Annotated in this window: 11 protein-coding genes and 1 tRNA gene; 11 read left to right on the top strand and 1 reads right to left on the bottom strand. The window is 61.5% G+C overall.

Annotated features, from left to right (window positions below):
- Positions 1–28 precede the first annotated feature (28 nt).
- The 11 genes from argF to AACP62_RS03240 all read left to right on the top strand — a co-directional run bounded on the left by argF (position 29) and on the right by AACP62_RS03240 (position 11,202).
- A complete protein-coding gene (gene argF / locus AACP62_RS03190) occupies positions 29–1,003 on the top strand; it encodes an ornithine carbamoyltransferase (protein ID WP_029678429.1) in 975 nt (324 codons plus the stop codon).
- Positions 1,003–1,539 (top strand): arginine repressor, encoded by a 537-nt coding sequence (locus AACP62_RS03195; protein WP_339346258.1) that lies wholly within the window; start codon positions 1,003–1,005, stop codon positions 1,537–1,539. The genes argF and AACP62_RS03195 overlap by 1 nt, the downstream gene beginning before the upstream one ends.
- A 59-nt stretch (positions 1,540–1,598) precedes the next feature.
- Complete coding sequence (locus tag AACP62_RS03200; protein ID WP_198177530.1) at positions 1,599–2,849, top strand: argininosuccinate synthase; 1,251 nt, start codon at positions 1,599–1,601, stop codon at positions 2,847–2,849.
- A 17-nt stretch (positions 2,850–2,866) separates the two neighbouring features.
- Positions 2,867–4,312, top strand: coding sequence for an argininosuccinate lyase (gene argH, locus AACP62_RS03205; protein WP_339346529.1), 1,446 nt, complete (start codon positions 2,867–2,869; stop codon positions 4,310–4,312).
- A 92-nt stretch (positions 4,313–4,404) separates the two neighbouring features.
- Positions 4,405–5,136, top strand: coding sequence for an SGNH/GDSL hydrolase family protein (locus AACP62_RS03210; RefSeq protein WP_154312512.1), 732 nt, complete (start codon positions 4,405–4,407; stop codon positions 5,134–5,136).
- Between the two features lie 244 nt (positions 5,137–5,380).
- The gene (gene tyrS / locus AACP62_RS03215) at positions 5,381–6,712 is read left to right on the top strand and encodes a tyrosine--tRNA ligase (RefSeq protein ID WP_029678434.1); all 1,332 of its coding nucleotides are present in this window, start codon (positions 5,381–5,383) and stop codon (positions 6,710–6,712) included.
- A 23-nt stretch (positions 6,713–6,735) separates the two neighbouring features.
- A complete protein-coding gene (locus tag AACP62_RS03220) occupies positions 6,736–8,844 on the top strand; it encodes a helicase (RefSeq protein WP_229281542.1) in 2,109 nt (702 codons plus the stop codon).
- Positions 8,841–9,905 carry an HAD-IIA family hydrolase gene (locus tag AACP62_RS03225; RefSeq protein WP_324611987.1) on the top strand — a complete coding sequence of 355 codons (1,065 nt, stop codon included), beginning with the start codon at positions 8,841–8,843 and terminating at the stop codon, positions 9,903–9,905. Before AACP62_RS03220 ends, AACP62_RS03225 begins: the two co-directional genes overlap by 4 nt.
- A 6-nt stretch (positions 9,906–9,911) precedes the next feature.
- The gene (locus AACP62_RS03230; protein ID WP_339346264.1) at positions 9,912–10,214 is read left to right on the top strand and encodes a hypothetical protein; all 303 of its coding nucleotides are present in this window, start codon (positions 9,912–9,914) and stop codon (positions 10,212–10,214) included.
- 47 nt (positions 10,215–10,261) lie between these two features.
- Positions 10,262–11,020, top strand: a complete 759-nt coding sequence (locus AACP62_RS03235; RefSeq protein WP_324612025.1) for a TlyA family RNA methyltransferase — start codon at positions 10,262–10,264, stop codon at positions 11,018–11,020.
- A 105-nt stretch (positions 11,021–11,125) separates the two neighbouring features.
- A tRNA-Arg gene (locus AACP62_RS03240) sits at positions 11,126–11,202 on the top strand.
- 148 nt (positions 11,203–11,350) lie between these two features.
- On the opposite strand, the gene AACP62_RS03245 is transcribed toward AACP62_RS03240, so the two are convergent.
- Complete coding sequence (locus AACP62_RS03245) at positions 11,351–12,226, bottom strand: Ltp family lipoprotein (protein WP_154312460.1); 876 nt, start codon at positions 12,224–12,226, stop codon at positions 11,351–11,353.
- Between the last annotated feature and the right edge of the window lie 461 nt (positions 12,227–12,687).

The following is a 12,687-nucleotide window of genomic DNA, read 5'->3' on the forward strand; positions in this document are numbered from 1 at the left end:
TCGTGATGACAACGTAAGGGAGGTAGAGATGAACAGCGGTTTGCGGCACATGCTGCGTGACGACGACCTCAACCACGAGGAGCAGCTGGAGGTGCTTCGACTGGGCATGGCTTTCAGGGCCAATCCCTATTTATCCCAGCCTTACCATGGGCCTCAGGCCGTGGCGATCATCTTCGACAAACCCAGCACGCGCACCAGAACCAGCTTCTGCGTAGGCGTGGCCCAGCTGGGCGGCTATCCCATGGTCATCGACAGCCCGGGCTCGCAGCTGGGCCGCGGCGAACCCGTTGCCGATACAGCCAATGTGCTGACACGGATGACATCCACCATAGTCTGGCGCACCTTCGGCCAGGATCGGGTGGAGACCATGGCTGCCCATGCCACTGTGCCCGTCATCAACGCACTGACCGACTCCTTCCACCCCTGCCAGGTCCTGGCCGACTTCCTGACCCTGGCCCAGCACCGGGGCGGGGTGGATGCCCTGGCTGGCATGACCATCGCCTACCTTGGCGACGCGGCCAACAATATGGCCAACTCCTATATGCTGGGCGGGGCAGTGGCCGGCATGAACGTGCGGATTGCCGGCCCACATGGCTTTCTGCCCGATCCGAGTCTAGTGGACCAGGCGCGGACCCTGGCTGCTGAAAACGAAGGATCCATTCTGGTCACCACGGATCCGGTTCAGGCCGTGGAAGACGCCGACTGCGTCTTTACCGACACCTGGGTCTCCATGGGCGAGGAGGACCAGTATGCCATCCGCTCCCATCCATTCCTGCCCTATCAGGTCAACGCCCAACTCATGGCCCATGCCCGCCCGGATGCCCTTTTCCAGCACTGCCTGCCCGCCTACAGGGGCCGGGAGGTGACGGCCGAGGTTATCGACGGCCCCCAGTCCGTGGTCTGGGACGAGGCTGAAAACCGCTTGCACGCCCAGAAGGCGCTGATGACCTGGCTGGTGGCCCGCTCCCGGGGCGACGAATCCCTCCTGCAGGGGGTGTGCTGATGCGGCCGACGACCAAGGTGGCCCGGCTGGATGCCATTCGTCAGGCCCTGAACCGACACCGGGTCAACTCCCAGCAACAGCTGTCGGCCCTCTTGGCTGAGCAGGGCATCGAGGTGACCCAGGCCACCCTGAGTCGGGACCTGGACGACCTGCATGCCACCAAGCTGCGGTATTCAGACGGGAGCATGGCCTACTGGATTCCCGCCACCACCGATCAGCAGGCCATGGAGGCCGCTGCCGCCGAAGGGCCTGAGGTCGAGGGGGAGAACAAGACCGACGCCTACCTGGCCAAGATCCTGACCGGGCTGATCACCTCGGTGGCCCGGGCCCGCAACCTGTTGGTGGTAAGAACCCCGGCCGGCGCCGCCCAGTATGCGGCTTCCGCCCTGGACCGTCAGCCGATCAAGGGCATCCTGGGCACAATAGCCGGGGACGACACGATTCTGATCATCGCAGCCGACGATGAAGCGGCATCATCCCGGGCCGACTGGCTCATGACCATCGTCTCCGGCCAGGAGGACTCCCGGGCCCGATGATCGGTGAAAGCGCGAACTGAATATCTGCAAGTGTGAAATTAGAAGGAAAGAGGATCGCCATGACCGAAAACAATCGCATCGTGCTGGCCTACTCGGGCGGCCTGGACACCTCGGTGTCCATTCCCTACCTCAAGGAGCGCACCGGCAAGGATGTGGTGGCCGTCTCCCTGGATGTGGGCCAGGGCGGCGAGCGTCTGCAGACCATCCGCCAGCGGGCCCTGGACTGCGGGGCCGTCGAGTCCGTCGTGGTGGATGCCCGGGACGAGTTCGCCAGGGATTATTGCATGCTGGCGCTCAAGGCCAATGCCATGTACGAGGGCGTCTACCCGCTGGTCTCGGCCATCTCCAGGCCGCTGATCACCAAGCATCTGGTCCAGGCGGCCCACCAGTACGGTGCCGATACCATAGCCCACGGCTGCACCGGCAAGGGCAACGACCAGGTCCGTTTCGAGGTCTCCATCATGTCCATCGACCCCTCGCTTAAGGCCATCAGCCCCATCCGCGACCTGGGATTGATGCGCGATGTGGAGATCGCCTACGCCAAGGAGCACCACCTGCCCATCGAACAGACCGAGGAGAGCCCCTATTCCATCGACCAGAATGTCTGGGGACGGGCCATCGAGACCGGCTACCTGGAGGATCCCTGGAACGGACCCACCAAGGATGTCTACTCCTACACCGACGACCCGGCCTTCCCACCGGTCGAGGACGAGGTGACCATCGACTTCGAGCAGGGCATTCCCGTGCGCATCGACGGCAGGGCCGTCACCCCTCTGGAGGCCATCGAGGAGATGAACCGCCGCGCCGGAGCCCAGGGGATCGGACGTGTGGATCTGATTGAGGACAGGCTGGTGGGCATCAAGTCCCGCGAGCTCTACGAGGCTCCGGGGGCCGTGGCCCTGATCACCGCCCACCAGGAGTTGGAGAACTGCTGCCTGGAGCGCGAACAGCACCGGATCAAGCGCGACATCGACAAGCGCTGGGGCGAACTGGTCTACGACGCCCAGTGGTACTCGCCTGCCGTCCGTTCACTGAACGCCTTCATCGAAGAGACCCAACGCTATGTCTCCGGTCGCATCCGCATGGTCATGCACGGAGGACGGGCCGTGGTCACCGGCCGGCACTCCGACAGCTCCCTCTACGATTACAGCCTGGCCACCTATGAGTCCGGCGACAGCTTCGACCAGAACGCCTCCAACGGGTTCATCGCCATTTACGGCCTGGCAGACAAGGTGGCCGCCGCCCGTGACATGCGCTTCGGCAACGGCATCGCACAGGACGGACAAGAACAGGACGGACAAGAGCGGTGAGCAGCGGCGACAAGCCCATGGCCCTCTGGGGCGGGCGTTTCAGCAGTGGGCCCTCGCCGGCCCTGGTCGAGCTCAGCCGATCCACCCAGTTCGACTGGCGTCTGGCCGACGACGATCTGGCTGGTTCCCGAGCCCACGCACGGGCCCTCAACCGTGCTGGACTGCTGGATGATGGCGAGCTGGCACGTATGGAGCAGGCTCTGGATGAACTCCAGGACCAGGTGGACTCCGGCGCCTTCGCCCCTGAGCCTGGCGATGAGGACGAGGCCACGGCCCTGGAGCGCGGTCTGATCGACATAGCGGGGGACCAGCTGGGCGGCAAGCTGCGGGCCGGGCGCTCGCGCAACGATCAGATCGCCACACTGATTCGGATCTGGCTGCGCCGCCACGCCCGGGTGCTGGCCAAGGATCTGCTGCGCACGGCCCAGGCTCTGATGGATCAGGCCCGGGCTGCGGGAACCACGGTCATGCCCGGCCGCACCCATATGCAGCACGCCCAGCCCGTCCTGCTGGCCCACCAACTCATGGCCCATGTCTGGCCTCTTGTCCGTGACCTGGAACGCCTGAGGGACTGGGATAAGCGTGCCGATGCCAGTCCGTACGGGTCAGGTGCGCTCGCCGGCACCACCCTGGGTCTGGACCCCCTGCCGGTGGCTCGGGATCTGGGCTTTAGCCGGGTCTGCGCCAACTCCATCGACGGGACTGCCGCCAGGGATGTGGTGGCCGAATTCGCCTTCGTCGCTGCCATGATCGGCGTGGACCTGTCCAGACTGGCTGAGGAGATCATCATCTGGAACACCCAGGAGTTCGCCTTCGTTCGTCTGGACGACGGCTATTCGACTGGTTCCTCCATCATGCCTCAGAAGAAGAATCCGGACGTGGCTGAGCTGGCTCGTGGAAAGGCCGGTCGGTTGGTTGGTGATCTGGCTGGCCTGCTGACCACTCTCAAGGGGTTGCCGACGGCCTATGCGCGCGATCTGCAGGAGGACAAGGAGGCGGTCTTCGACCAGGTGGACACCTTGGAAGTCCTGCTTCCCGCCTTTTCCGGCATGGTCGCCACCCTGACCTTTAACAAGGATCGTCTGGAAGAGCAGGCTCCCACAGGCTTTGCGTTGGCCACCGACCTGGCTGAGTGGCTGGTCAGGCAGGGGGTGCCCTTCCGGCATGCCCATGAGCTTTCCGGGGCCTGCGTCAAGCTGGCCGAGGGTCGTGGTTGCGAGTTGGCCGACCTGGATGATGCCGATTTCGTCAGGGTCTTCGCTGACTGGGTGCCTGCCGATCGGGCTCCGGAGGTCCGTGCTGTCCTAACCACCGGGGGAGCCGTGCGTGCTCGCCGGGGCCAGGGAGGCACCGCGCCGGAGAGAGTCAAGGAGCAGATGGATCAGGCTGCACATGCGCTGGAGGAGCTGAAGACTTTCGCCGATTCGCAGTCTGATGGGCCTGCCTACCGTCCTCCCAGGTGAGCTGTCTGGCTTCGTCAGACCGGTGGCCGCGTTAGAATTCCGAACGGCAATTCCTCGAGAGGGACGCCAAACGGCGAAAGGCGGCGGTGATTATGAATCCGGTGGCACTGGTCCAGGCTTGGTGGGCCAAGCAGCACATCACTCTGGCCAAGGAGCCGCCCGGTTCACGCCAGGGGCTGTGTTCGCCTCCGAACCGAGGCCGCGACCTGGAACCATTGACCATGCTGGTGGTGGGCGACTCCATGGCGGTCGGTTGCGGTGTGAAGGACCAGAGCCAGGGCTTCGTTCCTGACATAGCCGCCTGCCTGGCCACCCGGCTGGGGCGTCCGGTATCCTGGTCGACCCAGGGTCGGCTGGGGGCCACCATCCGCAGGGTGCGCTACCGGTTCCTGCCCGCCCTGCAGGACCATCCTGATCTGCTGGTCCTGTGTGCAGGATCCAACGACATCATGGCCAACCGCACCGACGAACAATGGCGGGATGACCTGGCTGCCAGCATCGAGCTGGCCAAAAACAAGGGCCGTCAGGTGCTGGTCCTCAGTTCCGGTCAGCTCTATCGGGATCCTGCGCTCGGCCGGGCGCTCAGGGCCGAGGTGGAGCGCAGGATAGCCCGCCAGACGCAGACCAGCCGTCAGGTCTGTCAAGAGGCCTCGGTGCCCTTTGTGGATGCCACCCGCGACGATGTTGGCACTGACCGACCCGACTTCTGGGGCATTGACCATTTCCATCCTGGGGTTGAAGGTTACCGGCGCATGGCCGCCTGTGTGGTCGACCACATTCCCCAAGACCTGATCAATCAATTGTCTGTGTCTGTACATTCCTGACTCAGACGCGGTGGTTTTGCTGAGCGGATTCAGCCGGTCGCCCCGTCTTGGCAAAAGCAACTAGCGGTCAATCGTCAATCCGGAGTGGTCGATTCACAATGATCATCTGGTTTCGTCCCCTGGGGATTCCTGCTTGGTGAGGCCTTGTCTGCGGCGGTCCGGGGCCCCGCCGTGTCGGTATCTGTTGCAAGAATAGTAGGGTTTAGCGTACATTCATCAAATATTCGATAGGGAGTAGCCTCTCATGTCGCAGGTCACCGATTTCAGGCAGGCGGGTTTCGACTCGCTTTTCGACGAACTCAAGTGGCGCGGTCTCATTGCCCAGTGCACGGACGAGTCCGAGCTCAGGAAGGTGCTGGCCGACCCCTCGGTGACCTATTATTGCGGATTTGACCCCACCGCCCCCTCACTGCACGTGGGCAATCTGGTCCAGCTGCTCAACATGCGCCACCTGCAGGCTGCTGGTCTGCATCCCATCGCCGTCGTCGGCGGAGCCACCGGGCTGATCGGCGACCCTCGGCAGTCGGGGGAGCGCACTCTGAATCCCAAGCAGACCGTGGCCGAGTGGACCGAGCGCCTTCGTGGTCAGATCGGGCGCTTCCTGGACACCGAGGGAGACAACCCCGTCCGATTCGTCAATAATTATGAGTGGACCGGGTCTATGAGCACCATCGACTTCCTGCGCGATGTGGGCAAGAACTTCCGTATGGGCACCATGCTGGCCAAGGACACGGTGGCCCGCCGTCTGGATTCTGACGAGGGCATCTCCTTTACCGAGTTCAGCTACCAGGTGCTGCAGGGCAACGACTTCCTGGAGCTCTTCGACCGCTACGGATGCAGTCTGCAGCTGGGCGGCAGCGACCAGTGGGGGAACCTGACCAGCGGCCTGGACCTGATTCGCAAGGTGCGCAATGCCTCCGTCAACGTCATGACCAGCCCTTTGATTACCGACTCCCAGGGCAAGAAGTTCGGCAAGTCCGAGGGCAACGCAGTCTGGCTGGATCCCACCATGTTCAGCCCCTACCGCTTCTACCAGTTCTGGTTCAACCAGCCTGATGACCAGGTGGTCAAGCTGCTGAAGACCTTCACCTTCCTGCCCAAGGCCGAGATTGAGCGTTTGGAGGAGCGGACCGCCCAGGATCCCGGTGCTCGCGAAGCCCAGAAGGTTCTGGCCTGGCAGGTGACCTCATATGTGCACGGCGAGCATGCCGCCCAAGGGGCCATTGATGCCTCTGGTGCCCTCTTCGGTCGCGGCAAGACCCTGGAGGAGCTGGACGAGGATGTGCTGGATTCCGCGCTGGACGGACTCAAGGTCGATGACGGTCAAGGCGGTCGAGCTCTGCCCGCAGCCCGCGAGGGTCAGCGTCTGGTGGAGGCCGGGGTTGCGACCGGGCTCTTCCGTTCGGTCTCCGAGGCTCGTAAGACTGTGGCATCGGGCGGTTTCTATCTGAATAACCAGCGGGTCGAGGATCCGGATCAGGTATTGGAGAAGAAGGACTTTCTGCATGGGCGCTTCGCCCTGGTTCGCAGAGGAAAGAAGGCCCTGGGCGCGCTTGAGCGCCGGGCTGGCAAGTAGGAACGTAGGAATTAAGGACACTGATGGCAGAAGAACATAATCATTCCCGGGGCGATCGCGGACGGGGCCGGGGCGGTTCGCGTCCAGGCGGCTTCCGGTCGGGCGGCCATCGCTCTTCGGGCTTCCACAAGGGCGGTTCGCACTCGGGCGGATACCGCTCCGGAGGCTATCGTTCGGGAGGTCACCGTTCCGGCAACTTCCACAACCATGACGGCGAGGGCGGCGAAGAGCGTCGCTCCGAGAACAGGAATGGCCAACGGCCCTTCCGCGGGCGCAGGAACGATCGATTCGACCGCGACAATCGCGGATACAGGCATGACCGTCAGGATGGTCACGGCGGCTTCCGCAGGGATTCCGACCGGGACCGGCATTTCGACAAACGTGACGACCGCCACGGCCGTTGGCAGGATGGCGACCGTCCACGTCGCGACTTCCACGCCAACAGGAACGGCGGCTACGGGCATCGCGATCATGACAACGACCGCGGTCGGTCGGGGTATGGCTACCAGCGGCATGACCGTGACCGTGATCGTGGTCAGGGCTTCCACGGGAACCGTCGTCGGGATGACGACCGGAGGTTTGATCGTCGGAAGGATGAGCGGTCCGGTGGGGATCGCCCATGGAACAACCGCTCCCGTGATGACCGTCCACGCCAGGAGCGTTCACATGGAGATCGTCACTATGGCAACCGTTCCTATGGTGACCGTTCCCGTGATGACCATCGTCAAGGCGGCTATCGGGGCGACAGGTACCAGGGCCAGCATGGTCACGATGACCGTCGTTATGACGACCATCGTCATGACGACCGCCGTGGGGCCTATCAGCGTGACCGCCAGAATGGCTATGACCGCGGTCGCCGCAACTCAGACGGGACCATCTCCTACCCATCGCAGAACCCCTATACGGATCGTCGGCCTGGCGAACCCAAGATGCCCAAGGGCCTGGAATGGTCCATGCTCTCCAAGGATGATCGCCTGCGCTTGCGCGGACTGAGTAAGGAGCACGCGGAGAACATCGGTCTGCACATTCTGGCCGCCTACGCGCTGGAGGAGACAGACCCTCAGGGAGCCTTGGCCCATGCCAAGTGGGCTGCACGACAGGCCTCCCGGATCGATCTTGCCCGGGAGACGCTGGCCCTGGTGGCCTACCGTCAGGGCGACTACAAGCTGGCCTTGAAGGAGTTCCGTACTGCACATCGCATGAATGGCTATTCCGATTACCTGCCCTTCATCGCCGACTGCGAACGTGGCCTGGGCAATCCCCGCAAGGCCATTGAGGAGGCCACTTCTGAGGAGGGCAGCCAGCTGCAGGGCGAGTCCAAGGCGGAGATGTTCCTGGTTTATGCCGGAGCCCTGGGCGATCTGGGCCTGTGGGACAAGGCCATCGAGACCGTTCAGGCCCTGGTCAAGGCCCGGGGGCTCAGCGGCGACTACCGGATGCGTGCCGTGCAGGCAGAGCAGAACTTCCTCGAACAGGCTGGTCGCAGCCAGGAGGCTCTGGAGCTGGAACCTCTTCTGGATCGGCTGGAAGCAGAGTATGCCGACGAGGATGAGGACGAGGACGGCCAGAATGGCGGGCAGTCCGAGGAAATCCTGATTGACTACGACCTGGAGCACCTGGATCCGGCCATGATGGAGGATCTCTCCATTGATCCGGATGGTGGTGAGGATGCCGAGGCTGATGTCACTGACGCATCCGAGCAGGGTGCCGATGACGGTAAGGCTGAGGAATCTTCTGAATCAGTAGCCTCGTACGATTCAGTGGACTCAACTGGCACAGGTGACTCAACCGGCGCATCTGATTCTGCCGGTTCATCCGACAAAGTTGATTCGACAGGTTCGTCCGACTCAGCCGGTTCGTCCGAAATGCCGGAATCTGAAATGACAGAATCATCAGATGTTGTGAAGCAGACTGGTGAAGAGTCTTCCCGCCTTGACGCAGAAACTTCGGACGATGGTTCTCAAATCGGCCAGAACGATAGCGAAGCCGACGTAACTGTTACTGACAATGGTGATGCGACCATCCAGGATTCAGGATCCGAAGCAGACACTACCGATGTTCAAAGTGAACAGGTCAAGGATGAGCAGGTCAACCAGTCCGAAACCACTGATGAAGACAAGGCTGAATCGTGACCGTCTTCCTCAAAGGAACTGATGACGCTCCGGCAAAGACCTACCGCCTGGCTCTACTGGACCTGGACGGGGTGGTCTACCGGGGCGCCGACCCTGTAGAGCATGCGGCCGAGGGTATCGACCGCGCTCAGACGCTCGGCATGCGAATGGCTTACACCACCAACAATGCATCCCGGTTCCCACAGGTGGTGGCCGATCAGCTGCGCGGGTTCGGTCTGACCCTGAACGATGGCCAGGTCATCACCTCGGCCGTCGTTGCCGCACGGATGCTGCGCCGATACCTGCAAAAGGGCGCCAGGGTGCTGGTCATCGGATCTGATCATCTACGTGACCAGATCCGCCTCAATGGGATGGTGCCGGTAGACAAGGCAGCAGATCTGCCAGAGGCCGTTATTCAGGCTTGGTATCCGGAGTTGAGCTGGCAGGACCTGGCCCAGGCCGCCTTTGCCATTGAAAATGGTGCACGTTACTTCACTACCAACAAGGATCAGACCTTGCCCCGTGAAGGTGGCATGGCGCCCGGCAATGGAGCTATGCTCCAACCGGTAATTCTGGCTACCGGAAAGCAGCCGGAGGATTCGGCCGGTAAGCCGGAATCGGCCATGTACGACGAGGCTCGGCAGCTGTTAGCGGATAGCCAAGAGAAGATTTTCGACGTTGACCGATGCCTGCCCGTGGGCGATCGTCTGGACACCGACATCGAGGCAGCCAACCGGGGCGGGTACGACTCCATGGTCGTCCTGACAGGCGTGGCCCGAACCCCCGCCATCCTGACAGCACCGGCCAAGTTGCGGCCGACCTATCTGGCTGAAGATCTGCGCGGCCTGACTGCGCCACAGCCCCAGCCCAGTAAGGAGGCAGACCAAATCTGGCACTGCGGCGGCCAAACCGCAAGGGTGGACGATGACGGGCATGTCACCCTGCGCGCTCTTGAGGCAGGTGGCGATCCCCTGTCTGATTTGGATGCTGTGCGAGCCTGTGCCTGTGCGCTCTGGGAGTACCAGGATCGTGGTGGAGACATGGACTCGCTGGATCTGCCCGCCTTTGTCGTAGGGGCATAGTGGGCCATGTCGGAAGAAGCCAAGTCCGGACAGCCCGAAGCGAGCGTGTCATCCCAGGAATCCAATCACTACGGGCTACATGGGCAGTCTGTAGGGTCTGAGCGTTCTGCGCGGTCTTCACACGCAGATGATGAGGAAACGACTGCGTTAGCGCCTGAAGAGTCCATGGATAAGCAAGCCATGGTTCCTCTTTTGGAGCGTTTCCCTGATTTGGCTGACTTGGATAATCTGGATGATGCCCAACAGGTCGAGCTGCTCGGGAAAGTGCTGACCGGTCTCCAGCAGGACCTGGAGCGGGAGGGCAAGTGAACAATGAGGATACGGTCGTCAGCTCTGGGGACGGTCGGCGAAGAACTGTGGCTCTTGCCCACGACCGGCTTGACCGCGTCCTGCCCTCACAGGGGCTGACGGATTCGCGTGCCAGAGCCCAGGCTCTGATTCGTCAGGGACGGGTTACGGTTAACGATCATCTGGCTTCACGACCTGCTCAGAGTGTCCAGCCAGGCGATGTGATCCTGTTGGACCCGGGCGATGACTATGCCTCTCGGGGAGCGCTGAAGCTGGAAGGCGCCCTGACGACTTTTGCGGCGCAGGGGATGGCCGGTCCGCGGGACAGGCTCTGCCTCGATATCGGGGCCTCCACGGGCGGTTTCACTGACGTCCTGCTCAGGCATGGTGCACGGCGAGTTATCGCCCTTGATGTGGGCCACGGACAGTTGCTTGAACGGATTGCCGCTGATCCTAGGGTGATTGACATGAGCGGTGTCAACATACGCGAAGTTCAGCCGGGGGACCTGCCTTATCGCCCGGAATACGTGGTCTCGGATGTGTCTTTTATCTCGCTGACCTATGTCATTCCGGTCCTGCCTGCCTTGCTGGCGTCTGTTGCCAACTGCCTGCTGCTGGTCAAGCCCCAGTTTGAGGTCGGACGTAGCCTGCTGGGTCATCATGGCATTGTGACGGACGAGGACAGCAGGCAAGAGGCTTTGGAGCGAGTCTTGGCTTGTGCGCGTGAGCATGGATTTGTTGTCCGTGCTACCATGCCATCGCCCATAACCGGTGCCCATGGCAACATGGAATATCTACTTTGGCTGTCTTGGTCACAGTCGGCTTAAGGCCTGTGGCTTTACGCTTCCCGCACGACACACCAGACTGGACAGAATCTGCAGTTGCGGTAATATAAATGAGTTGTCAAAACGAGTTCCTCGTCGAGATGACATGCGCCAGTAGCCCAACGGATTAGAGCAGCTGACTACGGATCAGCAGGTTGCAGGTTCGAATCCTGTCTGGCGCACCACACGGAAGCCCTACAGCCACAAAGGTTGCGGGGCTTTTCCATTACTCGGGAAGTTTGCTTAAAACTTGATTTTGTGTGACATTCGTGTGACAAAGGTTCCCGCAAAGGAAAAGCCCCGCCGGAGTGGGGCTGATCCGTTGGGATCTGGTTACTGATTGAGATGCTGCATAGCGTAAGCCACTTCTTCGGGGGTGAACTTACCTCCGTACGGGCTGGCGAGCTGATGCTGGATTTCTGCTGGGCTCATGTGCATTTTCTGGTAGTCTTTGGCTGCGGCGAGAGCAGTGGCCTTGTAGTCGGCTTTTAGGCTATCTACGGCGTGCTGGGCGACATTGGGCGTGAATTTATCCTCGCTGGTGAGCTCGTAGTAGATGTCCTCCTTGCTCTCGTGTACTGTTTCCAAATAGTCTTTGGCTCTGGCGTAAGCAGCCGCGTTGTCGTCGGCTTGGAGGTTATCTACGGCGTACTGGGCGGCCTCGGGCGTGAATTTATCCTCGCTGGTGAGCTCATCGTAGATGCCCCGCTTGCTCATGTGTATTCTTTTCTGGTAGTGTTTGGCTTCGGCAAGGGCATTGGCGTTGTAGTCGGCTTTGAGATGGTCTACGGCGTACTGGGCGGCCTCGGGCGTGAATTTATCCACGCTCGTAAGCCTATCGTAGATGCCCTGCTTGCTCTTGTACAGAAGCTCAGAGTAGTCTTGCGCCTGAGCCAGAGCCGCCTTGTGATTGTCAGAGTCAGGGTTAGCAGGTTTTTTAGGGGCTTTTATAGTTTTCTTCATCTTGTTCAGTTGCTGTGATATGCCGGCTGTCTCGATCTTGGGGACGCTGATTGGCAACTTGATGTTTGATCCTGCGGTTGCGGCAAAAACAAGAATGGCAACGACTGCGATGACGACCCAGAACCAGACCTGCTTGTAAAACGGCTTTTCCTCCGGCGGCTGCATCCACGGGGGCACGGGTGTCGGCGGGGTCTGTGTGGTCTTTGGAGTCTGGGGGGTCTGTGGGGTCTGTTCAGCGTTGGACATGACTTATCCCTCTTTCTTCATCCTCTATGACTACCAGCAGGCTACCATTTATTCTGTACGATGGTCGTGCCTGTGGGGGGGGGGGGGGGCAGGTTCGTGCTTTGCAGCGCGTCTGGTTCGAATGGGTATGGGCTGGTAGCACTGGTAGCCCTGGTTGATTTGGAGGCTGACGTCGGGTTCGCAGACGATCCGATGTTCGAGGGGTTGGCGGGCTTCAGCGCGGTTTCGTGCCTTGTACGGCGTTTCAGGCGCAGGCCGTAAACGCTTGTTCTAGTGGCGTCGGTGTGCTGCCAGTGGATGGTCGCCGGTCTTGACTGTGTCCAAGCACATAAGCCGCCTTCTTATTTTCTGAGAGTCGAAGGAAATCCGCAGTCAGAGAGGATAGGGGCTAGGCTTTCCGTCATACGTTGCTCGGCCCTGCGGATGACCACCTTGATGTCCGACACGATATAGTCGCAGAT

The organism is Bifidobacterium apis (assembly GCF_036986835.1).
GTDB classification, from domain to species: domain Bacteria; phylum Actinomycetota; class Actinomycetes; order Actinomycetales; family Bifidobacteriaceae; genus Bombiscardovia; species Bombiscardovia apis_A.

Coding starts and splice junctions, on each gene's coding strand:
- tyrS (WP_029678434.1), top strand. CDS start 5,381: ATGTCGCAGGTCACCGATTTCAGGCAGGCGGGTTTCGACTCGCTTTTC.
- AACP62_RS03195 (WP_339346258.1), top strand. CDS start 1,003: ATGCGGCCGACGACCAAGGTGGCCCGGCTGGATGCCATTCGTCAGGCC.
- AACP62_RS03230 (WP_339346264.1), top strand. CDS start 9,912: ATGTCGGAAGAAGCCAAGTCCGGACAGCCCGAAGCGAGCGTGTCATCC.
- argF (WP_029678429.1), top strand. CDS start 29: ATGAACAGCGGTTTGCGGCACATGCTGCGTGACGACGACCTCAACCAC.
- AACP62_RS03200 (WP_198177530.1), top strand. CDS start 1,599: ATGACCGAAAACAATCGCATCGTGCTGGCCTACTCGGGCGGCCTGGAC.
- AACP62_RS03220 (WP_229281542.1), top strand. CDS start 6,736: ATGGCAGAAGAACATAATCATTCCCGGGGCGATCGCGGACGGGGCCGG.
- AACP62_RS03245 (WP_154312460.1), bottom strand. CDS start 12,226: ATGTCCAACGCTGAACAGACCCCACAGACCCCCCAGACTCCAAAGACC.
- AACP62_RS03210 (WP_154312512.1), top strand. CDS start 4,405: ATGAATCCGGTGGCACTGGTCCAGGCTTGGTGGGCCAAGCAGCACATC.
- argH (WP_339346529.1), top strand. CDS start 2,867: ATGGCCCTCTGGGGCGGGCGTTTCAGCAGTGGGCCCTCGCCGGCCCTG.